Origin of the sequence: Agrobacterium sp. CCNWLW32, from assembly GCF_037083425.1 — a bacterium.
Taxonomy (GTDB): Bacteria; Pseudomonadota; Alphaproteobacteria; order Rhizobiales; family Rhizobiaceae; genus Agrobacterium; species Agrobacterium radiobacter.
In genome coordinates, this window is the sequence record NZ_JBAOJM010000003.1 from 456,677 (window position 1) to 479,469 (window position 22,793).

The 22,793-nt window shown below is 60.1% G+C and carries 18 protein-coding genes; 17 read left to right on the forward strand and 1 reads right to left on the reverse strand.

Translation table 11 applies throughout. The annotated features are described in order from the left end of the window. From ftsL to V6R85_RS09555, 11 genes are all read left to right on the forward strand, one after another. Positions 1–561, forward strand: coding sequence for a cell division protein FtsL (gene ftsL, locus V6R85_RS09505; protein WP_004430738.1), 561 nt, complete (start codon positions 1–3; stop codon positions 559–561). Then, positions 561–2,303, forward strand: a complete 1,743-nt coding sequence (locus V6R85_RS09510; RefSeq protein WP_004430740.1) for a peptidoglycan D,D-transpeptidase FtsI family protein — start codon at positions 561–563, stop codon at positions 2,301–2,303. Before ftsL ends, V6R85_RS09510 begins: the two co-directional genes overlap by 1 nt. A gap of 57 nt (positions 2,304–2,360) precedes the next feature. Then, positions 2,361–3,830, forward strand: a complete 1,470-nt coding sequence (locus V6R85_RS09515) for a UDP-N-acetylmuramoyl-L-alanyl-D-glutamate--2,6-diaminopimelate ligase (protein ID WP_060727410.1) — start codon at positions 2,361–2,363, stop codon at positions 3,828–3,830. Continuing rightward, the gene (locus tag V6R85_RS09520; RefSeq protein ID WP_004430744.1) at positions 3,827–5,260 is read left to right on the forward strand and encodes a UDP-N-acetylmuramoylalanyl-D-glutamyl-2,6-diaminopimelate--D-alanyl-D-alanine ligase; all 1,434 of its coding nucleotides are present in this window, start codon (positions 3,827–3,829) and stop codon (positions 5,258–5,260) included. Before V6R85_RS09515 ends, V6R85_RS09520 begins: the two co-directional genes overlap by 4 nt. Before the next feature lie 23 nt (positions 5,261–5,283). Next, on the forward strand, positions 5,284–6,384 hold the full coding sequence (gene mraY, locus V6R85_RS09525; RefSeq protein WP_004430746.1) for a phospho-N-acetylmuramoyl-pentapeptide-transferase: 1,101 nt from the start codon (positions 5,284–5,286) through the stop codon (positions 6,382–6,384). Positions 6,385–6,387: 3 nt separating this feature from the next. Continuing rightward, positions 6,388–7,797, forward strand: a complete 1,410-nt coding sequence (murD, locus tag V6R85_RS09530) for a UDP-N-acetylmuramoyl-L-alanine--D-glutamate ligase (RefSeq protein WP_336377049.1) — start codon at positions 6,388–6,390, stop codon at positions 7,795–7,797. A 5-nt stretch (positions 7,798–7,802) separates the two neighbouring features. Beyond that, positions 7,803–8,957, forward strand: a complete 1,155-nt coding sequence (gene ftsW, locus V6R85_RS09535) for a putative lipid II flippase FtsW (protein WP_004430748.1) — start codon at positions 7,803–7,805, stop codon at positions 8,955–8,957. 6 nt (positions 8,958–8,963) lie between these two features. Beyond that, entirely contained in the window at positions 8,964–10,100 is a 1,137-nt protein-coding gene (gene murG, locus V6R85_RS09540) for an undecaprenyldiphospho-muramoylpentapeptide beta-N-acetylglucosaminyltransferase (RefSeq protein ID WP_004430750.1), read from the forward strand. Next, on the forward strand, positions 10,097–11,512 hold the full coding sequence (murC, locus tag V6R85_RS09545) for a UDP-N-acetylmuramate--L-alanine ligase (RefSeq protein WP_004430751.1): 1,416 nt from the start codon (positions 10,097–10,099) through the stop codon (positions 11,510–11,512). Before murG ends, murC begins: the two co-directional genes overlap by 4 nt. Then, on the forward strand, positions 11,509–12,474 hold the full coding sequence (gene murB / locus V6R85_RS09550; RefSeq protein ID WP_004430753.1) for a UDP-N-acetylmuramate dehydrogenase: 966 nt from the start codon (positions 11,509–11,511) through the stop codon (positions 12,472–12,474). The genes murC and murB overlap by 4 nt, the downstream gene beginning before the upstream one ends. Positions 12,475–12,680: 206 nt before the next feature. Beyond that, positions 12,681–13,484, forward strand: coding sequence for a GGDEF domain-containing protein (locus tag V6R85_RS09555; RefSeq protein WP_111834733.1), 804 nt, complete (start codon positions 12,681–12,683; stop codon positions 13,482–13,484). A gap of 89 nt (positions 13,485–13,573) precedes the next feature. Here V6R85_RS09555 and V6R85_RS09560 read toward each other — a convergent pair whose 3' ends face one another. Next, positions 13,574–14,878: an MFS transporter gene (locus tag V6R85_RS09560; RefSeq protein ID WP_004430756.1), complete on the reverse strand. Its 1,305-nt coding sequence runs from the start codon at positions 14,876–14,878 to the stop codon at positions 13,574–13,576. A 544-nt stretch (positions 14,879–15,422) separates the two neighbouring features. On the opposite strand from V6R85_RS09560, the gene V6R85_RS09565 reads away from it, so the two are divergent. From V6R85_RS09565 to V6R85_RS09590, 6 genes are all read left to right on the forward strand, one after another. Beyond that, positions 15,423–16,349, forward strand: a complete 927-nt coding sequence (locus tag V6R85_RS09565) for a D-alanine--D-alanine ligase (protein WP_004430761.1) — start codon at positions 15,423–15,425, stop codon at positions 16,347–16,349. Beyond that, positions 16,337–17,269 carry a cell division protein FtsQ/DivIB gene (locus tag V6R85_RS09570; protein WP_004430763.1) on the forward strand — a complete coding sequence of 311 codons (933 nt, stop codon included), beginning with the start codon at positions 16,337–16,339 and terminating at the stop codon, positions 17,267–17,269. The genes V6R85_RS09565 and V6R85_RS09570 overlap by 13 nt, the downstream gene beginning before the upstream one ends. Beyond that, the gene (gene ftsA / locus V6R85_RS09575) at positions 17,266–18,597 is read left to right on the forward strand and encodes a cell division protein FtsA (protein WP_004442783.1); all 1,332 of its coding nucleotides are present in this window, start codon (positions 17,266–17,268) and stop codon (positions 18,595–18,597) included. Before V6R85_RS09570 ends, ftsA begins: the two co-directional genes overlap by 4 nt. 91 nt (positions 18,598–18,688) lie before the next feature. After that, the gene (gene ftsZ / locus V6R85_RS09580; protein WP_020809663.1) at positions 18,689–20,446 is read left to right on the forward strand and encodes a cell division protein FtsZ; all 1,758 of its coding nucleotides are present in this window, start codon (positions 18,689–18,691) and stop codon (positions 20,444–20,446) included. 271 nt (positions 20,447–20,717) lie between these two features. Beyond that, on the forward strand, positions 20,718–21,677 hold the full coding sequence (lpxC, locus tag V6R85_RS09585) for a UDP-3-O-acyl-N-acetylglucosamine deacetylase (RefSeq protein WP_004430769.1): 960 nt from the start codon (positions 20,718–20,720) through the stop codon (positions 21,675–21,677). Between the two features lie 233 nt (positions 21,678–21,910). After that, on the forward strand, positions 21,911–22,777 hold the full coding sequence (locus V6R85_RS09590; RefSeq protein ID WP_060725092.1) for an outer membrane protein assembly factor BamD: 867 nt from the start codon (positions 21,911–21,913) through the stop codon (positions 22,775–22,777). Positions 22,778–22,793 lie beyond the last annotated feature (16 nt).

Here is a 22,793-nt window from a genome sequence, read left to right on the forward strand (position 1 = left end):
ATGCTGCGCACTTTCGATGTCATCTTGATGGGGGTCATGGTCGCTGCGGCTGTGGTGACCTATTCGATCAAGCACAAGGCCGATCTGAAGCTTGAGGAAGTCCGCAAGCTGGAGGCCGAGATCAAGCTTGAAAAGGATACGATCGATCTTTTGAGGGCCGACTGGGCGCTCTTGACGCAGCCGAACCGTCTGCACCGTCTGGTGAATGCCTATCAAACGGAACTCGGTCTTTCGCCGACGCTGCCGACGCAGCTGGCGCAGCCGCGCGAGTTGCCCATGCTGCGCTCGCAATTGCCGCAGCCGCCTGAGCCTGAAGGTATGAGCGTCGAGGATGTCATCGCCGCCGCCGTCAATGGCTCCAAGCCGGGGGCTACCCTCGGTGGCGCTTCGAAGCCCAAATCGCCGCCTGCGGGCCAGATCGCTGTCAACGGCGTTCCGGTGCCCACGCCACGTGCGCGCGTTTCACGTCCGGCACCGGCGCCTGTACCGGTCGCCTCCGCCGCCGCTGGTGATGAAACCGGCGATATGGATGAAACCATAACAGGATCGGTGAACCGCTGATGTCTTTTCTCTCCCGCGTCATGGTTTTGAAGAGCAAGGCTCACTTTTCCGCCAGCACCACCGGTGTCTATACCGACCATGCGGCGTTTGAGGGCGCCCGCAAGAAGCGGGCCGCCCAGGCGAAAAGCCGCGTTGGCCTTCTGATTTTCGGTTTTGTCGCCTTTTATGCCGTCGTGGGCGGCCGTCTCGTGCAATATGGCATGGCGGAACAGGAAACAGTGTCGAGCATCGCGCCCGCAGACCGGCTGATGGCGTCGCGCCCCGATCTTCTTGATCGCAACGGCGAGGTTCTGGCCACCGATATCCGCACCGTCTCGCTGTTTGCCGAACCGCATCGCATCGTCGATATCGACGAGGCCATTGAGAAGCTGCGTACTGTCCTGCCGGATCTCGACCAGCGCGGCACCTATCAGAAGCTTTCTTCCAATTCGCGCTTTCAGTGGCTGCGCCGTCAGCTGACGCCGAAGCAGCAAAGCCAGATTCTTGCGCTCGGTATTCCCGGCGTCGGCTTCCGTCCGGAAAAGCGCCGCTTTTATCCCGGCGGGCCGACCGCTGCGCATGTCGTCGGCCACGTCAACATCGACAACCGTGGCGTTGCCGGCATGGAACGTTACGTCGACAGCCAGGGCCTTGCCGATCTGACGGCGCTCGGCATGACCAGCGACCAGCCGCTGGAACCGGTGAAGCTATCCATCGATCTGCGCGTGCAGTCCATTGTCCGTGAAGTCGTGACCTCGGCCATCACCAAGTTCCAGGCGATCGGCGCTGGCGCGGTGGTTCTGGATGTGCATACCGGCGAAGTGCTCGCCATGGCCTCCGTGCCGGATTACGACCCGAACAACCCGGCCGAAGGTGCCAAGGAAGGCTGGCTCAACCGCATGTCGAACGGCACGTTCGAAATGGGTTCCACCTTCAAGTCCTTCACGATTGCCATGGGTCTCGATTCGGGCCGCGTCCGTCTCGGCGATACTTTCGATGCGCGTTATCCGATCCGCATCGGCGGTTTCACCATCAAGGACTTCCACGGCAAGGGCCGAATGCTTTCGGTGCCGGAAATCTTCCAGTTTTCGTCCAACATCGGCACGGCCAAGATCGCCGACACCGTGGGAACGGAAGGCCACAAGGAATTCCTGACGCGGCTTGGCCTTTTGACCCGCATGCAGACCGAATTGCCTGAAGTGGCGCTGCCGTCGCAGCCGCGCGAATGGAAGAAGATCAACTCCATCACCATTTCCTTCGGCCACGGCGTTTCCACGACGCCGCTGCAGACGGCAGTCGCCGGTGCAGCACTCGTCAATGGCGGCAAACTGATCGAACCGACTTTCCTGCCGCGTACCCGCGAACAGGCCGATCAGGTGGCGAAGCAGGTTTTGAAACCCGGCGCCAGCAAGGACATGCGTTTTCTGTTTGAATGGAATGGTGTCAACGGTTCGGGCCGCAACGCGCGCGTCGATGGTTTCAACGTCGGGGGCAAGACCGGTACGGCCGACAAGGTCGTCAACGGACGTTACGTGCACGACAAGAACTTCAACGCCTTCCTCTCGGCCTTTCCGATGGACGATCCGCAATATGTCGTGCTGTCTTTCATCGATGAGCCGAAGACGGACAAGGGCAACGGCGCAGCGCTTGCCGGCACCTCTGCGGCGCCGATGGTGCGCGATATCATCACCCGCACGGCGGCGGTGCTGGGCGTGAAGCCGAAGTTCGGCAAGGATGGCTCGGCCTTGCTCGTGTCTTATTGATTGTTAGCTTATGATATTCCGGCGATTCGCGCCGGGGGGACAAGACGGACACAGTCGATGAATTTGCGAGATATATCCGGAAATGCGTTTCCGGAATTGAAAGAATTGCTCCTGTCTGAGATCGGGGCGATCGAAATCGGGGGGATCACCGCAGACAGCCGCAAGGCTGCGCCCGGCAGCCTGTTCGTGGCGGTTGCGGGCACCAGGGCGGATGGCGCGGCCTATGTAAAGGACGCGGTTGCCAAGGGTGCGGTTGCTGTCGTTTCCGGACACGCGCTGGAGGCTGATGTGCCGGTGCTTTCCGTCACGGACCCACGCCTTTATCTCTCCCTTGCCGCTTCCCGTTTTTACGGAAAACAGCCGGAAACCATGGTCGCCGTCACCGGCACTGCCGGAAAGACGTCCGTCGCCTCCTTCGTGCGGCAGATATGGGCTTTCGCCGGCCATGCCGCCGCCCAGATCGGCACCACGGGCGTCATCGCTCCCGGCCGCGAGGATTATGGCGCGCTCACCACGCCCGATCCGGTGACGCTGCATGCGCTTCTCGCCGAACTTGCGGCCGAAGGCGTGACCCATGCGGCGATGGAGGCGTCCAGCCATGGTCTTGACCAGCGCCGTCTCGATGGAGTGAAGCTGGCAGCCGCCGGTTTCACCAATCTTGGCCGCGACCACATGGATTATCATCCGACCGTCGAGGACTATATGGCCGCGAAGATGCGGCTCTTCGATACGCTGATGGAGAAGGGCTCTCCCGCAGTGATCTTTGCTGACGATCCGTGGTCGGACCAGGCAATCCGGGCGGCGCGCGAAGCGGGTCTCGATGTGCGCACCGTCGGCCGCAAGGGTGATTATTTGACCTTGAAACGGGTGGAGCACTTCCGTCACAAGCAGATGATCGAAGTGCATCATGACGGCGTGATCCATGAAGTCGACATCCCGCTGGCGGGTGATTTTCAGGTTGCGAATGCTCTCGTCGCTGCAGGTCTCGCCATGTCCACCGGCGTTGCCGCGACAACAGCGCTCAAGGCGCTTGAGAAGCTGATCGGTGCTGCCGGACGTCTGGAGCTTGTCGGCCAGACGGGGAACGGTGCGCTCGCCTATGTGGATTACGCCCACAAGCCGGATGCGCTGGAGAACGTGCTGACCTCGGTCCGGCCTTTCACCTCTGGCCGCATCGTCACCGTCTTCGGCTGCGGCGGCGACCGTGATAAGGGCAAACGCCCGATCATGGGCGAGGTTGCGACGCGGCTTTCCGACATCGTCATCGTCACCGACGACAATCCGCGCTCGGAAGACGCCGCGACGATCCGTTCGGAAGTCATGGCGGCGGCACCCGGCGCATTGGAAATCGGCGACAGGGCGGAGGCGATCCGGCATGCGGTGTCGATGCTGTCGCATGGCGATACGCTGATCGTCGCGGGCAAGGGGCATGAGGAGGGGCAGATCGTCGGTTCCGTGACGCTGCCGTTTTCCGATCATGAACAGGTGCGCGCTGCACTGGCAGGGCTGGAAGGATCGAAAATTTGAGCTGGTTATGGACAGTCGCCGACATGATCGCCATTACGGCAGGACGCCCCGTGGGCAACCTGTCGACCGGAATCACCGGCATTTCCATCGACAGCCGGACTGTCAAAGCCGGCGAGGCCTTTTTCGCCATCAAGGGCGACCGGGTTGACGGCCATGACTATGCGAGTTTTGCCGTCGCCAACGGGGCCAGTCTGCTCGTCGTGGCCGAAGGCAAACTGCCGGCTCTTGGCCGTCTGACGGTGCCGATGATCGTCGTGGAAGATGTTCTTACCGCACTCGGTAAACTCGCCATCGCGGCGCGTGAAAGAACGTCAGCGCGCATCATCGCGGTGACCGGCTCGGTCGGCAAGACGACGACCAAGGAAATGCTGCGGCAGGCCTTGGCCCCATCCGGCCGGGTGCATGCGGCAGTGGCTTCCTTTAACAACCATTGGGGTGTGCCGCTGACGCTGGCGCGCATGCCCGCCGATACGGAATTCGGCGTGTTCGAAATCGGCATGAACCATTCCGGCGAAATCCGGCCGCTGGTGAAGATGGTCCGCCCGCATGTGGCGATCATCACCACGATTGCGCCTGCCCATCTCGGCAATTTCAAGAATATCGAAGAGATCGCCGCAGCCAAGGCCGAGATTTTCGAAGGTTTGGAGGAGGGTGGTTCCGTCATCCTCAACCGCGATAATGCCCAGTTCGAGCAGCTTGAAGAGGCGGCGCAGGAACAGGGCATCGAACATATCCTCACCTTCGGGCAGCACGCCAAGGCGGATTTCCGCCTCGCGGATTTCGAGAGCACGGCGACGGGCTCGACGATCTGGGCGATACTGAACGGCGAAACCAGCGAGTTGCACATCAATATTCCCGGCCGGCACATCGCCGATAACGCCATGGCGGTCCTTGGCGCGGTTGCCGTAACGGGCGCCAATCTCGACCGCGCCTTTGAGGCGCTGGGATCGCTCGAGGCGGTGAAGGGGCGTGGCCAGCGCCACCATCTCTCCATCAATGGCGGCTCCTTCCTGCTGATTGATGAAAGCTACAATGCCAATCCGGCCTCCATGCGCGCCGCGATTGCCGTGCTGGCGGAAACGGAAACGCAGGGTCACGGCCGGCGCGTCGCCGTTCTCGGCGATATGCTGGAGATGGGTGAGTTTTCCGCGCAGCTGCATGAGGAACTGGCCGGGCCGTTGCTCGCAGCCGGTATCGAACATGTGTGGCTTGCGGGCGAGGCAATGGCGGCGCTGCGCGATGCGCTGCCTGATAGCGTGACCGTCATCTGGTTCCCGACGACGGCGGAACTCACCGATTTCGCCCTGCAATGGGTGCAACCGGGAGACGCGCTGATGGTAAAATCGTCACTTGGCCTCGGTTTCGGCAAGATTGTCGCCGCGCTGCTTGACAAGTATCCGGCATTCCCCGAGACGGAACGCCAAGTCTGAAATAGCCTTTTGAAAGGGCAATTATGCTGATCTGGCTCGTCGAACTGTCGGATAAAATTCAAGTCTTCAACCTCTTCCGGTACATCACCTTCCGGGCGGGGGCGGCGATGTTCACCTCTGCGTTGATCGTCTTCCTGTTTGGACCGGCCATCATCAACTCGCTGCGCGTGCGTCAGGGCAAGGGCCAGCCGATCCGTGCCGATGGGCCGCAGACGCATTTCAAGAAGGCCGGCACGCCGACCATGGGCGGGCTGATGATCCTTGCCGGTATCCTCGGCGGTTCGCTGCTCTGGGGCGACCTCTCGAATGTCTATGTCGTTGCCGTTTTGATGGTGACGCTCGGTTTCGGGGCAATCGGCTTTTACGACGATTATCTCAAGGTCACGAAACAGAGCGACAAGGGTTTTTCCGGCAAGGCCCGTCTCGGCATCGAATTCCTGATTGCGGCGATTGCCGTGTTCTTCATGATGAAGATGGCGCTAGCTTCCGCACCGCATGGCGGCACGCTCGGCAGCTCCATCGCCTTTCCCTTCTTCAAGGAACTCGTGATCAATCTCGGTTATTTCTTCGTGCTGTTCGGTGCTTTCGTCATCGTCGGTGCGGGTAACGCGGTGAACCTGACGGATGGTCTCGATGGGCTTGCCATCGTGCCCGTCATGATCGCTGCCGCTACCTTCGGCGTGATCGCCTATCTCGCCGGCAACGCGGTTTTTGCCAATTACCTGCAGATCAATTTCGTGCCTGGCACGGGTGAGCTTGCCGTTATCGTCGGCGCGGTCATCGGCGCGGGCCTCGGCTTCTTGTGGTTCAACGCGCCGCCTGCCGCCATCTTCATGGGCGATACGGGTTCGCTGGCGCTCGGCGGCCTGATCGGCTCGATCGCTGTCGCCACCAAGCACGAGATCGTCATGGTGATTGTCGGTGGTCTCTTCGTGATGGAAACGCTGTCGGTCATCATCCAGGTATTCTGGTTCAAGCGCACCGGCAGGCGCGTTTTCCTGATGGCGCCGATCCATCACCACTTCGAGAAAAAAGGCTGGACGGAAAGCCAGGTGGTGATCCGTTTCTGGATCATCTCCGTGGGCCTTGCGCTGCTCGGCCTCGCCACCCTGAAGCTGAGGTGAGCGATGATCCCGGTCACGTCGTTTAGGGGTAAGAAAGTCGCTCTCTTCGGGCTCGGCGGTTCGGGCCTCGTTACCGCCCGGGCGCTGGTTGCCGGCGGAGCCGATGTCGTTGCTTTCGACGACAATCCCGACAGCGTCGCGAAGGCCGAGGCCGAAGGCATCACCACGGCGGACCTGCACACGATAGACTGGGCCTCGTTTTCTTCCTTTGTGCTGGCGCCCGGCGTGCCGTTGACGCATCCGAAGCCGCACTGGTCGGTCGACCTTGCGAAGGCAGCGGGCGTGGAGATCATCGGTGATATCGAGCTTTTCATCCGCGAGCGGCGCGCCCATGCGCCGGATTGCCCTTTTATCGCCATCACCGGCACCAACGGCAAGTCGACGACGACGGCGCTGATCGCGCATATTCTCAAGGCATCGGGCCGCGATACGCAGCTCGGCGGCAATATCGGCACGGCGGTGCTGAGCCTCGATCCACCGAAGGCGCAGCGCTTTTACGTGGTCGAGTGCTCGTCCTACCAGATCGATCTGGCGCCGACGATCAATCCGACTGCCGGCATTCTGCTTAACCTCACGCCTGACCATCTCGATCGGCATGGCACGATGCAGCATTATGCCGACGTCAAAGAACGGCTGGTGGCGGGCAGCGGCACGGCTATCGTCGGTGTGGATGACAGCCATTCGACGCTGATTGCCGACCGCATCGAGCGTGCCGGCGTGAAGGTCGAGCGCATTTCGAAACGCAATGTTGTTTCCGAAGGTCTTTATGCCGAAGGCAGCCACATCCTGCGGGCGCATGGCGGCACCTTCTTGCTGCTGGTCGATCTCGACGGTATCCAGACTCTTCGTGGAAGCCACAATGCGCAGAATGCGGCGGCCGCAATTGCCGCCTGCCTTGCCGTGGGTGTTTCGGAAGAGGAAATCCGCGCCGGTCTCAAATCCTTCCCCGGCCTCAAACATCGCATGCAGCCGGTCGGCCGGCGCGGCAATGTCACTTTCGTCAACGACAGCAAGGCGACCAATGCCGATGCGGCAGCGCCAGCGCTTTCGAGTTTCGACCGCATTTACTGGATCGCCGGCGGTCTGCCGAAAGCGGGCGGCATTACCAGCCTTTCGCCGCTGTTTCCGCGCATCGCCAAAGCCTATCTGATCGGTGAAGCGGCGGCGGAATTTGCCGCAACGCTTGGCGAGGCCGTGCCATACGAAATATCCGGCACGCTGGACAAAGCGGTGCAGCATGCGGCGGCGGATGCGGAAAAAGATGCGACGGCCGGCAATATCGTGATGTTGTCTCCGGCTTGCGCAAGCTTCGATCAATATAAGAACTTTGAAATCAGAGGTGATTCGTTCGTCGCGCAGGTCGCGGCGCTCGATGGCATGACGATGCTGGTTGACTCTGGAAAAGGGGGCTGAAGGCCATGGTAAGCCGAGTTGATCGAGGTCCGGTCGCGGAATGGTTCTGGACCATCGACCGTTTCTTTCTGGCGGCGTTCATCGCGCTGATGGGCATTGGCCTGATGTTGTCCTTTGCAGCGTCGCCTGCGGTTGCCGAGCGTATCGGTCTCAACAGCTTCTTCTTCGTGGAACGTCAGGCGATGTTCATGGTGCCGTCGCTGGCGATCATGGTCGGCCTTTCCTTCCTGTCACCGCGCCAGGTGCGCCGTGTGGCGGTCATCATGCTGATCGCCTCGCTGCTGATGATGATCTTCGCGCTGTTCTTCGGCATCGAGGTCAAGGGTGCGCGGCGCTGGATTTCCATCGGCACCTTCTCGATCCAGCCGTCGGAATTCATGAAGCCGGCCTTCGTCATCGTCTGCGCATGGCTCTTTGCCGAGCGGGCGCGCCATCCGGAAATTCCGGGCAATCTCTTCGCCATCATCACTTTCGGCATCGTGGCGGCACTCCTGATCGCCCAGCCGGACTTCGGCCAGACAATTCTGACATCCGTGGTCTGGGGCGGCATGTTCTTCATGGCCGGCGTGCCGTGGTTCTGGATCATCATGCTTGGCGGCCTTGGCGTCGGCGGCATTGTGACTGCCTATCTCATGTTGCCGCACGTCGCCGGTCGTATCGACCGGTTCTGGACGGGTGAGGGCGATACGTTTCAGGTCGATACCGCACGCGAAGCGATCATTCGTGGTGACTGGTTCGGTCGCGGACCGGGTGAAGGCATCGTCAAGCGCATCATTCCCGACAGCCATACCGACTTCATCTTCTCGGTGGCGGCGGAAGAATTCGGCATCGTTTTCTGCATGTTCCTCGTTGCGATCTTCGCCTTCATCGTGCTGCGCGGCCTGTCGCACGCCTTCAAGGAGAAGGACGATTTCTGCCGCTTTGCCGTGGCCGGTCTCGTGCTGCAGATCGGCATGCAGTCGATGATCAATATCGGCGTTAATCTCGAGCTGATGCCCGCCAAGGGCATGACGCTACCGCTGATTTCCTATGGTGGTTCGTCGATGATGGCGATCTGCGTGACCGCCGGCTTCCTTCTGGCGCTGACACGCCACAGACCCGAAAAGCGGGCGCAGGAGCGGAGTTTCTTCCGCGTCGGTTCCGGCGTTCCCGCGGAGTAAACGATCATGAGCAAGGGTATTGTTCTTCTTGCCGCCGGGGGAACCGGCGGCCATGTTTTTCCGGCGGAGGCGCTCGCGCATACGCTGAAGGCGCGCGGTTATCAGGTGCATCTCGTCACCGACAGCCGCGCTGAGCGTTATGCCGGCAAGTTCCCGGCGGATGAAATCCATGTGGTGCCGTCTGCCACCATCGGCTCGAAAAACCCGATTTCCGTGGCGCGTTCGCTCTGGAAGCTCTGGGTTGGCCTGCGCGCGGCGCGCCGGCTGGTGGCGAAACTGAAGCCGGTCGCGGTTGTCGGTTTCGGTGGTTATCCCACCGTGCCGCCGCTTCTGGCTTCCACCGGCCTTGGCGTGCCTTCCATCATTCATGAGCAGAATGCAGTGATGGGTCGCGCTAACAAGGCGCTGGCAGGCCGTGTGAAGGCGATCGCCGGCGGCTTCCTGCCGCCCGCCAATGGCCAATATTCCGACAAGACGGTGGCGACCGGCAATCCGGTGCGCCCGGCGGTGCTGGCGGCTTCTGAAATTCCCTATACCCCGTCGCAGACGGGTGAAACTTTTCAGCTTGTCGTGTTCGGCGGCAGCCAGGGCGCGCAGTTCTTTTCGAGCGCGGTGCCTGCGGCTATCTGCCTGCTGAAAGACGAGCAGCGTAAGCGCATCGTCGTCACCCAGCAGGCGCGTCCTGAAGACAAGGACAGCGTCATCGCCTCCTACCAGAAGCTTGGCGTAAAGGCTGACGTTTCGCCCTTCTTCGGCGACATGGCGTCGCGCATCGGCGAGGCCGATCTGGTGATCAGCCGCTCGGGCGCTTCGACGGTATCGGAGCTGTCGGTGATCGGCCGCCCGTCCATTCTCGTGCCTTATCCGCATGCGCTGGATCACGATCAGGCCGCCAATGCGGCAGCACTTTCGGCGGCGGGCGGGGCTAGCGTCATCAAGCAGGCGGAATTGTCGCCGCAGAAGCTCTCCGGCCTCCTGTCCTCGGCGCTTTCGGAACCGGATCGTCTTTCGGCAACGGCAGCGGCGGCCAAGGCAACGGGTAAACCGCATGCGGCGGATGTGCTGGCCGATTTGGTGGAGGCCATTGCTTCCGGCCAGTCCGTACAGGAATTCAAGAAGAAGAATGAAGGAGTTGGGGCATGAAGATGCCGAAAGCCATAGGCCTTGTCCATTTCATCGGCATAGGCGGGATCGGCATGAGCGGCATTGCCGAAGTGCTTCACAATCTCGGCCACCGCGTTCAGGGGTCGGATCAGGCCGACAGCGCCAATGTGCAGCGTCTGCGCGACAAGGGCATCGAGGTGTTCGTCGGCCATACGGCGGACAATCTCGGTGACGCCGAGGTCGTGGTCGTTTCCACCGCCATCAAGAAGAACAATCCGGAACTCATCGCCGCGCGGGAAAAACACCTGCCGATCGTTCGCCGTGCCGAAATGCTGGCCGAGCTGATGCGTTTCCGTAACGCCATCGCCATTGGCGGCACCCACGGCAAGACGACGACCACCTCGATGGTCGCGACCCTGCTGGAAGCCGGCAATCTCGACCCGACCGTCATCAATGGCGGCATCATCAATGCCTATGGCACCAATGCGCGTATGGGCGAGGGCGAGTGGATGGTGGTGGAAGCCGACGAATCCGACGGCACCTTCCTGAAGCTGCCGGCCGACGTGGCCGTCATTACCAATATCGATCCGGAGCATCTGGACCATTACGGCAATTTTGATGCTGTGCGCGCGGCGTTCCGCCAGTTCGTCGAGAACGTGCCGTTCTACGGCTTCGGCGTCATGTGCCTTGACCACCCGGAAGTGCAGGCGCTGGTCGGCCGCATCGAGGATCGCAAGGTCATCACATACGGTGAAAACCCGCAGGCCGACGTGCGTTTTTCGAATGTGCGCATCGATGGCACACGCTCGGTTTTCGACGTGGAAATCCGCCGTCGTCGTACCGGCAAGATATTCTCCTTCAAGGATCTCGTCCTGCCGATGCCCGGCCGACACAATGTTTCGAACGCGACGGCCGCGATTGCCGTCGCCAATCGTCTCGGTATTTCGGAAGCTGACATCAAGAAGGGTCTCGCCTCCTTCGCAGGCGTCAAGCGGCGTTTCACGCTGACGGGCGAAGCCAATGGCGTACAGGTCTTCGACGATTACGGTCATCACCCGGTCGAGATCAAGGCTGTGCTGGCGGCGGCGCGGGAAGCCTGCAATGGCCGTATCATCGCGGTGCATCAGCCGCACCGCTACAGCCGCCTTTCCAGCCTGTTTGACGATTTCGCGCATTGTTTCAACGATGCGGATACGATTCTTCTTGCCCCGGTTTATGCTGCGGGCGAAGATCCGATCGAAGGCGCAAGTTCGGAAGCGCTGGTTTCGGCCATCAAGGCCGCCGGCCATCGTGACGCCCGTTTTCTTGAGAAACGGGAAGATCTCGCCTCAGTGGTTGCAGGCATTGCGAATCCGGGTGATTTCGTGGTTCTCTTGGGGGCTGGAAATATCACGCAATGGGCAGCAGCGCTGCCTTCGGAATTGAAGAGCATATCAGGAAAGTCTGAATGAGACAGGTCGATGGGGTTAAATTGCTGGGGAGGCTCGGCGACGGGGTAAACGAACTGAGGGGACGTCTGACACCGGATGCGCCCATGGACCGCGTGACGTGGTTCAGAGCCGGCGGTCTGGCGGAAGTCATGTTCCAGCCGCACGATACCGATGATCTGATTGCCTTCCTGAAAATTCTGCCGGAAGACGTGCCGCTGACGGTGGTCGGCGTCGGCTCCAACCTTCTGGTGCGCGATGGCGGCATCCCGGGCGTTGTCGTCCGTCTGTCGGCCAAAGGTTTCGGCCAGGTGGAGCTTGCCGGCGAAAACCGCATCAAGGCCGGTGCGATCTGCCCGGACAAGCATATTGCGGCCATGGCCATGGATAACGGCATTGGCGGCTTCCATTTCTATTACGGCATTCCCGGCTCCATCGGCGGTGCGCTGCGTATGAATGCGGGCGCAAACGGCGGTGAGACGCGCGAGCGCGTGGTGGAAGTCTATGCGGTTGACCGTCAGGGCAAACAGCATGTGCTGTCCAATGCCGATATGGGCTACAGCTACCGCCATTCCGGCGCCGACAAGGGCCTGATCTTCACCGGCGCATTGTTCGAGGGTTATCCGGAAGACAAGGCGAAAATCCGCGCCGATATGGACGCCGTGCGTCACCATCGCGAAACAGTTCAGCCGATCCGTGAGCAGACTGGTGGTTCGACCTTCAAGAATCCCGAAGGTCATTCCGCATGGGAACTCATCGATGAGGCGGGCGGCCGCGGTCTGGTCATCGGCGGCGCGCAGATGTCATCACTGCATTGCAATTTCATGATCAATACCGGCCATGCGACCGGCTACGATCTGGAATATCTGGGTGAGACCATCCGCAAGCGCGTGTTCGAGAAGTCGGGTATCCGGCTGGAGTGGGAAATCAAGCGGCTGGGGCTTTTCATGCCGGGCCGTGAGGTGGAGCCTTTTCTGGGAAGCTGAGTTTTTGGCTTCCGATTTTCTTACAGGGGCTTCTCCGTCATATGACCGTTGGCGTTGGCCGTAACGGTCGGTCAATAGTTGTATCTTATAGTTTTTTGACATAAGCGACGAGCGGCATGTTATCTCAGATAGCATGCCGCTCGTCGATCAAAGGGTGTTTGACAAGAATTTTCAGTGATTTGATTTAGGTACTATTGGAGACGGTCTTGGATCTCTGGAGAAAACTGATCGAAATGATGAGTTTTTCGATTGCGACGCCAGAGGGCCGCAGGCGGCTTGAACCTTTGGAATTTTCGTTTCGGGTTGCCTGTGTCACAACGATCCTGGCTCTGCTGATATGTTCCGGCGGTCTGGTTCTCCTGGCGCAGTTCGGGCTGGTGACGGACCTTGTCAACGGTCTTATACTCGGCGTGACCTTGTGTTCCGTCATCGCATTCACGATGACGTGGCTGGTCTGCTGGCTCAATGCCAGGGAAGTGAAGATTCTTGCGCAATCGCACGAGCGTTTTTTGCATCTGAGCCATACCGATGCATTGACTGGCCTCAGCAATCGGCTCGGGCTTTATGCCGGATGCATGAATCTCGGTCAGCATTATTGCGTCGCGTTCCTCGATATCGATCATTTCAAGTCGGTGAACGACAGGTTCAGCCATCTGGCCGGTGACGCGGTGATTTCCAGCGTCGCACAGCGGATACGTGCTTCCTTTGACGCCTCTGCCAAAGTCGCCAGAATAGGCGGCGAGGAATTCGTCGTCGTGCGCGAGACAGGGTCGTCATCGTTTCTGGATGTTTGCGAAAGGCTGCGGGCGAGCATCGAGGCGGTGCCGGTCGACTATCAGGATATGCGGATCGGTGTCACCATATCGATCGGAGTGGCTTTCCGGAAGGACGCCGAAGTCTTTGAAAAAGTCCTGCATAATGCCGATCTTGCGCTTTATCAGGCAAAGGGCGCGGGGCGTAATCGTATCTGCGTGGCGGGCCAGCGGGATATCCGTCAGTCCGTCGCCTAGAGCGTTTCCAGTAAAAGATGCTGAATAGCAAAAGGCCCGTGAAACGCCAGGTTTCGCGGGCCTTCCCATATTCGGAACGCTTGTGTGGCTCAGACTTCGTCCTTGCGGGAAAGCAGAATGCAGGCCAGCGTTATGATGGCGGATACGCAGAGGTAGTAGCCGACATAACCCATGCCGTAATTCACCTGCAGCCATGTGGCGATGTAAGGCGCCAGCGATGCGCCGAAGATGCCGGCCATGTTGAAGGTGATCGACGAGCCGGTGTAGCGCACCCGGGTCGGGAAGGGGGCTGCGAGCGCCGTGCCGATCAGGCCGTAGGTCATGCCCATCAGCATCATGGCAAGGGCCGCGAAGACGAAGATGGAGCCTTCGCTACCGGTCATCAGGCCGGGCAGCAGGAAGGAGAACAGGCCGATCAGCACCGTCGTAATGATCAGAATTTCACGACGGCCGAATTTTTCGGCGAGCTTGCCGGCGATCGGGATGAAGATGCCGAAAACGATGGAGCCGAGAATCTGCACTTCCAGCGCGTCAAGGAACGGGATTTTCAGGACCTTGACGTTATAGGACAGCAGATAGGCGGTGCCGATGTAGAAGAGCACAAAGGTGGCCAGCGCCACGAAGGTGCCGAGCACGAGGCTGCGCTTGTGGTTGCGGAACAGTTCCGCGACCGGAACGGCCACACGTTCTTCCTTCTCGATCGCCTTCTGGAAGTCGGGCGTCTCGGTGATCGACAGGCGAACCCACATGCCGACCGCGATCAGAATGATCGAAGCGACGAAGGGAATGCGCCAGCCCCAGCTGAGCAACGCTTCCTGCGACATGAAGTGCAGCAGGATCCAGAACACGCCGGAGGAGAGGAACAGGCCGACAGGTGCGCCAAGCTGCGGGAACATGCCGTACCAGCTGCGCTTGCCGGGAGGCGCGTTTTCCGTGGCGAGCAGGACGGCGCCGCCCCATTCGCCGCCAAGGCCAAAGCCCTGGCCGAAGCGGCACAGCGCCAGCAACAGCGGTGCAAGGACGCCGGCGGTCTCATAGGAGGGCAGGAGGCCGATCACGACGGTCGATACACCCATGGTCAGTAGCGCGGCGACAAGTGTCGTCTTGCGGCCGACGCGGTCACCATAGTGACCGAAGACCACAGCACCCAGCGGACGGGCAAAAAAGGCGATGGAGAAGGTGGCGAAGGACGCCAGAAGCGCCGTCATCGGGTCATTGTTCGGAAAGAACAAGGCGGGGAACACGAGCACTGCGGCCGTGGCGTAAACGTAAAAATCGAAAAACTCGATGGTCGTGCCGACCAGGCTGGCAGTGAGAACTCGTGCAGGCGAATTTGTCTTTACAGCGTTCGAATTGTCAGCGGTCGGCGATACCGGAGATATCGCGTCGGTCATGGTATTGTTTCCATTTTGGATGATTGCAATGTCATGCCTTGGGAGGCGATGTCTGCGTTAACGCAATTTTTGTTCCTATGGAATGCTAAAAAAGAAATAATGCAAATAATGTGATTGATGAATGCGACAGGCTCGGCTGCGTGCTGCCGGATGCGCTTCGGCGATTGAGAGACTGATTCAGGCTGCGGTTTTAAAACGCTGAAACGCCAGATAATTTTCCCTGGGGAATAATCCCGTCCGTTAACGTTTCGATCTTGCCTTTATCGCGGAGCAGCAGTTGCGCTCGTGCGATTTTATTTCCGATCATTGAAAACCTGCATGTTGCAATCCATGCAACTCTCTGATTCCAAGGAGGGAATCCGGATCGGTGCTGATTCTTTAACGGAACTCGGCACGTTGGGCGCGGTGGTTAACGAAAGTAAACGATTCATTAACCTTAATGGCGTTTAACTGATCTCAAGGGTCATGTGCCAGAATCACCGCTCTTCAAATTCGGTCGGTTCGGAGCGTGGTTCGTAACGGAGAGTTGGTGTCAGAGGTATCGATGGGCGGCAAGCACGTAGCTGTTCTTTTGGGTGGGTTTTCGTCGGAGCGGCCAGTCAGCCTGTCGTCGGGCAATGCCTGCGCGCTCGCGCTTGAGGGCGAGGGCTACAAGGTCACCCGGGTCGATGTGGGGCGCGATGTCGCGGCCGTGCTCGATGAGCTGCGCCCGGATGTCGCCTTTAATGCGCTGCACGGTCCCTTCGGTGAAGACGGCACCATTCAGGGTATTCTCGAATATCTGGCCATTCCCTATACACATTCCGGCGTGCTGGCTTCCGCACTCGCCATGGACAAGGCGCAGGCGAAGAAAGTCGCTGCGGCTGCCGGGGTGCCGGTTGCTGCCGAGCGCGTCATGAACCGCTTCGATTTCACCAGCGAACATCCGCTTGCTCCACCCTATGTGGTGAAGCCGGTGCGTGAAGGTTCGAGCTTCGGCGTTGTCATCGTCAAGGAAGACCAATCGCATCCGCCGCAAATCCTCACTTCGTCGGAATGGCGTTATGGCGATCAGGTGATGGTCGAGCGCTACATCCATGGCCGCGAATTGACCTGCGGCGTGCTCGACGGCGAGGCGCTTGGCGTCACCGAAGTGGTGCCGCTCGGTCACAATTTCTATGATTTTGACGCTAAATACGCTGCTGGTGGCTCGAAACATGTCATTCCGGCAGAAATTTCACCGAAAATTTACCAAAAAATTCAAACACTGGCGGTTATGGCGCATCGGGCGATCGGGTGCCGTGGCGTAAGCCGTTCAGACTTTCGTTACGACGACCGCTTCTCAGAAGATGGCGAAGTTATCTGGCTTGAAGTGAATACGCAGCCGGGCATGACGCCGACCTCCCTGGTGCCGGAAATGGCGGCCCACGCTGGCCGCTCCTTTGGTAACCTTGTCAGCTGGATGGTGGAGGACGCTTCGTGTTTGCGGTGACCGGCAAAAAGTCGACGGCAAAAAAGCGCGAGCAATTCGCAGCGACGGCAAATGCCGACGATCGCATGGTGCTGCCGCGCCCGCTGCGTCGTGTCGTGCGCTTCTGCGTCAGCCTTGCGACCGGACGCATCCATATTCCCGCCCATACCGGCACGATTTCGGCCGTCGCCTTCTACGCGGTGACTGGCCTTTATGGCATGTCGCTCGGCGGCCACACGAATATCGTTACGCAGGCGACGACCTCTGCTGCGGGTTTCGCCGTTGAGGACGTGAAGGTCTCCGGCAATCTGCAGACCTCCGAAATCGATGTCTTCCAGCTTCTCGGCCTTGATGGCAGCACCTCGCTGATTGCACTCGACATCGATGCGGCGCGCCGCAAGCTCGTGCAGCTTCCCTGGGTGGAAGACGTGGATATCCGCAAGGTCTACCCGAAGACGATCGAGGTTCGCCTGAAAGAACGCCAGGCCTTCGGCATCTGGCAGCATGGCTCGGAACTGTCGCTGATCGAAAAGAGCGGCAGCGTCATCGCGCCGCTGCGTGACAATAAATTCGCTTCCCTGCCGCTGTTCGTTGGACGCGACGCGGAAACGGGCGCTGCCGGTTTCGTCGAGCAGCTGGCCGACTGGCCGGAAATCCGCAACCGCGTCCGCGCCTATGTGCGCATTGCCGGTCGCCGCTGGGATCTGCACCTCGACAACGGCATCGTCGTCAAGCTGCCGGAAGAAAACCTGCCGCAGGCGCTGCAATTGCTGGCGCGGCTCGATCTCGAGGAAAAGGTGCTGTCGCGCGATGTCGCCGCCGTCGATCTCCGGCTTGCGGACCGCACCACGATCCAGCTGACCGAGGGCGCCACGGAGCGCCGCCAGGCCGCTGTCGATGCGCGCACCAAGGCTCTCAAGAAGGCGGAGAAGAACACATGAGCTTTTTCGGTTCTTCCCATTTCGGCCTGCCTCGCCTGAAGCCGCTTTCTTCCAAACGCAGCCATATCGTTTCGGTGCTGGACATCGGTTCGACCAAGGTCGTGTGCATGATCGGCCGGCTGACGCCGCGCCAGGAAAGCGAAATCCTGCCCGGCCGCACCCATAAGGTCGAAATCATCGGCATTGGCCACCAGCGTTCGCGTGGCGTGAAATCCGGCGTGATTGCTGATCTTGACGCGTTGGAAGGCGTGATCCGTCTTTCGGTCGATGCGGCCGAGCGTATGGCGGGACTTACCGTCGACAGCCTGATCGTCAATGTTTCGGCTGGAAGACTGGCGAGCGATATCTATACCGCGAGCATTGATCTCGGCGGTCAGGAAGTGGAAGCAAGTGACCTGCGCAAGGTTCTGGTGGCGGCAAGCCAGCAGTCCATGCGTCAGGACCGGGCGATCCTGCATTCTCTGCCGACGGGCTATTCGCTGGATGGCGAGCGCGGCATTCGTGATCCGCTGTCGATGTATGGCGATCTTCTCGGCGTCGATATGCATGTCGTGACTGTCGAACGCACGGCGCTGAAGAACCTCGAGCTTTGCGTCAACCGCGCGCATCTTTCCGTGGAAGGCATGGTGGCGACGCCCTATGCCAGCGGTCTTGCCGCTCTGGTGGACGATGAAGTCGAGCTTGGCTGCGCGGCCATCGACATGGGTGGCGGCACCACGACGATCTCTGTTTTTGCCGAAGGCCGTCTCATTCACACCGACGCAATCGGCCTTGGCGGCCATCACGTCACGACAGATCTTGCACGAGGCCTCTCGACACGAATCGAAGATGCGGAGAGACTGAAGGTGGTGCATGGTTCGGCTTTGCTGAATGGCGCGGATGAGCGCGACATGATTTCGATCCCGCCGATTGGCGAAGATGATCGCGATCAACCATCGCAAGTTTCAAGAGCACTTGTAACCCGCATCGTGCGGGCGCGTATCGAAGAGACGCTGGAATTGATCCGTGATCGTATCCAGAAGTCCGGCTTCAGTCCCATCGTTGGCAAGCGCGTTGTCCTGACCGGCGGCGCAAGCCAGCTGACGGGGCTGCCGGAAACGGCACGGCGCATTCTCGCCCGCAACGTTCGCATCGGCCGCCCCATGGGGGTTGCCGGTCTTCCGGTGGCGGCGAAGGGACCGGCATTTTCAACCGCCTGCGGACTGATGATCTACCCGCAGGTGGCGGACATCGAAATTCATGCGGCGCAAGGCGGAATGTTCTCGCCGTTTGGTAACGGTAGCGGCCGGATAGCCCGGGTGGGGCAATGGCTGAAAGAGAGTTTTTGAGTGGCCTCGTGGCGCAAGTCGGAGGTTTCAGAGTTGAGTTTCAAGAATCGGCCAGCGGGGCGATGCGGCCAGAGAAAGAAGGAATGTTAAAATGACGATACAGCTGCAGAAGCCTGATATCACAGAGCTGAAGCCACGCATCACCGTCTTCGGTGTCGGTGGCGGTGGTGGTAACGCTGTCAACAACATGATCACGGCTGGCCTCCAGGGCGTCGACTTCGTCGTCGCCAACACGGATGCTCAGGCGTTGACCATGACGAAGGCAGACAGGGTCATTCAGCTCGGCGTCAACGTCACCGAAGGCCTCGGCGCCGGCTCCCAGCCGGAAGTCGGCCGCGCGGCTGCTGAAGAGTGCATCGACGAGATCATCGATCACCTGAACGGTACCCACATGTGCTTCGTCACCGCCGGCATGGGCGGCGGCACCGGCACGGGTGCTGCCCCGGTCGTCGCACAGGCTGCGCGCAACAAGGGCATCCTGACGGTCGGCGTCGTCACAAAGCCTTTCCACTTCGAAGGCGGCCGCCGCATGCGTCTTGCCGAACAGGGCATCGAGGAACTGCAGAAGTCCGTCGATACGCTGATCGTCATTCCGAACCAGAACCTTTTCCGTATTGCCAATGACAAGACGACCTTTGCGGACGCCTTCGCCATGGCCGACCAGGTTCTTTACTCCGGCGTTGCCTGCATTACCGATCTGATGGTGAAGGAAGGTCTTATCAACCTCGACTTCGCCGACGTCCGTTCGGTCATGCGCGAAATGGGCCGCGCAATGATGGGCACCGGCGAAGCTTCCGGTCCGGGCCGCGCAATGCAGGCTGCGGAAGCGGCGATCGCTAACCCGCTGCTCGACGAAACCTCGATGAAGGGCGCGCAGGGCCTCCTGATCTCCATCACCGGTGGTCGCGACCTCACCCTCTTCGAAGTCGACGAAGCGGCGACCCGTATCCGCGAAGAAGTCGATCCGGATGCCAACATCATCCTCGGCGCAACCTTCGACGAAGCGCTTGAAGGCCTCATCCGCGTCTCCGTCGTCGCAACCGGCATTGACCGCGTTGCTGGCGTTGGCGAACAGAACATTGCCGAGATGCGCGCCGCAGCTGCTGTTGCCAAGCCGCTTATCCGTCCTTCCGCGGCCGTTGCTCCCGCACCGGCCGCAGTACAGCCTGCAGCAGTCTCGCAGGCACAGAAGGCCGTAGACCCGATCGCCCAGACCATCCGTTCGGCGGAAGCCGAAATGGAACGTGAACTCGGTTTCGCCGCACACCAGCAGCCCGCCCAGGATTTCCGTCCGCAGAGCAAGCTGTTCGCATCTTCCCCGGCTGAAGCACCGGCTGCCCTCCGTCCGGCCCAGCCGGTTCAGCAGGCCGCTCCGGCACCGGTTGCGCAGGCGCCGGTCTATCACGCTCCGGAACAGGTTGCCGCTCAGGCTCCGCGGATGCAGCAGCCGCAGGCTCCTGTCTACCAGGAACCCGCGCCGGTTGCCCGTCAGCCTGAGCCGGTTCGCATGCCGAAGGTCGAAGACTTCCCGCCGGTCGTGAAGGCCGAGCTGGACCACCGCACCCATGCCGCTCCTGCCGCACAGGAAGAGCGTGGCCCGATGGGTCTTCTGAAGCGCATCACCAACTCGCTTGGTCGCCGTGAAGAGGAAGAAGTTCCTTCCGACATGATGGATGCGCCGAGCATGGCTCCGCAGCAGCGCCGCGCACCGCTTTCGCCGGAAGCAAGCCTCTACGCACCGCGTCGTGGCCAGCTTGACGACCACGGCCGTGCAACGCCTGCCTCGTCCAGCCATCACGACGATGACCAGCTGGAAATCCCGGCCTTCCTGCGCCGCCAGTCGAACTAAAGGCGATTCCATAAGCCTCTTGAAACGCCCGGATCACACGATCCGGGCGTTTTGTTTATTTTACGTTGTTAATACTAAATTAATTCGCGTTTTCAATGGCTTACGCATGTAACAATCCGAAACGAACAGTGATTTGTCGTGGCACCTACATGTGCGTATGTATGAGGCTGGGTGAAGGAACAGATTGACTTTTCCGGTCGTTAAAAACCGGCTTGAAAAACTTGAACGGCGCTGGCTGAAGCAGCGCGGTTTGCAAAAAAGGCATAGACGCATGACTATCGGACTGCTCGGATTTCAGACAACTATCGCACATGCTGTTCAGCTTAAAGGCATTGGCGTGCATTCCGGCAATCCGGTCTCGATGACCTTCCAGCCTGCAGAAGCCGGAACGGGCGTCGTCTTTCACCGCCTTCACGATAATGGCAGTGTTACAGAGCTTAAGGCGGTTTCGGCCAATGTCGGCAATACCGATCTGTGCACCGTGCTCGGCCGTTCGCTCTCCCAGTCGGTAGCGACGATCGAGCACGTCATGGCTGCCATCTACGCCATGGGCCTCGACAACCTCGTCGTTGAGGTTGACGGTCCGGAAGCGCCGATCATGGATGGCAGCTCCGCACCTTTCATCGAGGCGATCGAATCTGTTGGCATCAAGAACCTGGGCGTGAAGCGCCGTTACATCCGCGTCACCAAGCCGGTGCGCATCGATTCGGGTGCCTCCTGGGCGGAGTTCCGTCCCTATGACGGCACGCGTTTTGAAGTCGACATCGATTTCGACACGCCGCTGATCGGCAAGCAGTCCTGGAAGGGCGACCTGACGGCGGATACGTTCAAGAATGAACTGTCGCGCGCCCGCACCTTCGGCTTCATGCGTGACGTGGAGCGTCTGTGGGCCGCCGGTTATGCGCTCGGTTCCTCGCTTGAGAACTCGGTCGTCATCTCCGACGACAACAGCGTCATCAACATGGAAGGCCTGCGTTACGCCAAGGACGAATTCGTCCGTCACAAGACGCTGGACGCCGTGGGCGACCTGGCGCTTGCCGGCGCGCAGTTCATCGGCTGTTACCGCTCTTATCGCGGCGGCCACAAGGTCAATGCGAATGCGCTGAAGGCCCTGCTGAGCGACCGCACCGCTTACGAGATCGTCGAGGCTCCGGCTGCCCGCAACCAGATGGTGCGCGCCCGCGAATTCGTTGCGGTCAACATGCCGGAATTCGCACCCTGGTCTGCTTGAGTTCCTTCGCAGGCTATCAATTGACAGAAAAAGCCGCTCCCCTTGGGGCGGCTTTTTCGTGATGCGAACAAGAAGTTGCGTTATATCGTCTGATATTCATGCGATTGCATGGGTCGATGCCATAAAAATGCGTTAATGCGTCATCATTGCGTTGCCCTGCGGATGCTTTTATGGCTAGAACGCCAGTGCAAAGCCGATGCTTATGTATTTGCGCGGGAAGTGGGAACTGTCGAATGAAGCATGTAGGGTCTGGTGCAATGAAGGGTACGATGCGGGGGATCGCCGTTTCGTTGATGTTGGTCGGCGCGAGTGTCGTCGTCACGGCCTGCCAGTCCGATCCGGATATCGACATTACCAAGCTCGGCGTCGAGACCGATCCGCCTGACGTTCTGTACAAGCAGGGGCTTGCCAACATGAACGCCGGCAACATGACGGAGGCCTCACGCAAGTTCGAGGCGATCGACAAGCAATATCCCTTTACCGAATGGGGCCAGAAGGCGCTTGTCATGCAGACCTTCATTGCCACGCGCACCAACAAGAACGATGTGGCCATCACGAACGGCAGCCGCTTCCTGCGGCAATATCCACGCTCGAAGGACGCCGCTTATGTTCAGTACATGATCGGCCTTGCCTATTCGAAGCAGATTTCCGACGTGACGCAGGATCAGCGCGCAGCACAGCGCACCGTCGAGGCGATGAACAAGGTCGTCAATGACTATCCCGATTCGGAATATGTCGCTGACGCGCAGGCCAAGATCCGTTTCGCCCGCGACCAGCTCGCCGGCCGTGAAATGCAGGTCGGTCGTTATTACCTTGAGCGCAAGGAATATCTCGCCGCCGTTTCGCGTTTCCGCATCGTCGTCGAGCAGTACCAGAACACCAACCAGATCGAGGAAGCGCTGGCGCGTCTGACTGAGGCCTATTACGCTATGGGCCTGGTGGATGAAGCACAGACAGCGGCCGCCGTTCTCGGCAACAACTATCCTGATAGCCAATGGTATGCGGATTCCTACAAGCTGCTGAAGGGTCAGGGGCTGGAGCCGCGTGAAAACAAGGGGTCCTGGATTTCGCGCGCCGGCAAGAAGCTTATCGGCGCCTGAGACCGGGGCATAGGCC

What these genes read in the sequence shown, in the direction of transcription:
- murB (WP_004430753.1), top strand. Translation starts at nt 11,509, where the DNA reads ATGAGACAGGTCGATGGGGTTAAATTGCTGGGGAGGCTCGGCGACGGG.
- V6R85_RS09565 (WP_004430761.1), top strand. Translation starts at nt 15,423, where the DNA reads ATGGGCGGCAAGCACGTAGCTGTTCTTTTGGGTGGGTTTTCGTCGGAG.
- ftsA (WP_004442783.1), top strand. Translation starts at nt 17,266, where the DNA reads ATGAGCTTTTTCGGTTCTTCCCATTTCGGCCTGCCTCGCCTGAAGCCG.
- murD (WP_336377049.1), top strand. Translation starts at nt 6,388, where the DNA reads ATGATCCCGGTCACGTCGTTTAGGGGTAAGAAAGTCGCTCTCTTCGGG.
- V6R85_RS09560 (WP_004430756.1), bottom strand. Translation starts at nt 14,878, where the DNA reads ATGACCGACGCGATATCTCCGGTATCGCCGACCGCTGACAATTCGAAC.
- ftsL (WP_004430738.1), top strand. Translation starts at nt 1, where the DNA reads ATGCTGCGCACTTTCGATGTCATCTTGATGGGGGTCATGGTCGCTGCG.
- ftsZ (WP_020809663.1), top strand. Translation starts at nt 18,689, where the DNA reads ATGACGATACAGCTGCAGAAGCCTGATATCACAGAGCTGAAGCCACGC.
- V6R85_RS09515 (WP_060727410.1), top strand. Translation starts at nt 2,361, where the DNA reads ATGAATTTGCGAGATATATCCGGAAATGCGTTTCCGGAATTGAAAGAA.
- ftsW (WP_004430748.1), top strand. Translation starts at nt 7,803, where the DNA reads ATGGTAAGCCGAGTTGATCGAGGTCCGGTCGCGGAATGGTTCTGGACC.
- mraY (WP_004430746.1), top strand. Translation starts at nt 5,284, where the DNA reads ATGCTGATCTGGCTCGTCGAACTGTCGGATAAAATTCAAGTCTTCAAC.
- murC (WP_004430751.1), top strand. Translation starts at nt 10,097, where the DNA reads ATGAAGATGCCGAAAGCCATAGGCCTTGTCCATTTCATCGGCATAGGC.
- murG (WP_004430750.1), top strand. Translation starts at nt 8,964, where the DNA reads ATGAGCAAGGGTATTGTTCTTCTTGCCGCCGGGGGAACCGGCGGCCAT.
- V6R85_RS09590 (WP_060725092.1), top strand. Translation starts at nt 21,911, where the DNA reads ATGAAGCATGTAGGGTCTGGTGCAATGAAGGGTACGATGCGGGGGATC.
- V6R85_RS09510 (WP_004430740.1), top strand. Translation starts at nt 561, where the DNA reads ATGTCTTTTCTCTCCCGCGTCATGGTTTTGAAGAGCAAGGCTCACTTT.
- lpxC (WP_004430769.1), top strand. Translation starts at nt 20,718, where the DNA reads ATGACTATCGGACTGCTCGGATTTCAGACAACTATCGCACATGCTGTT.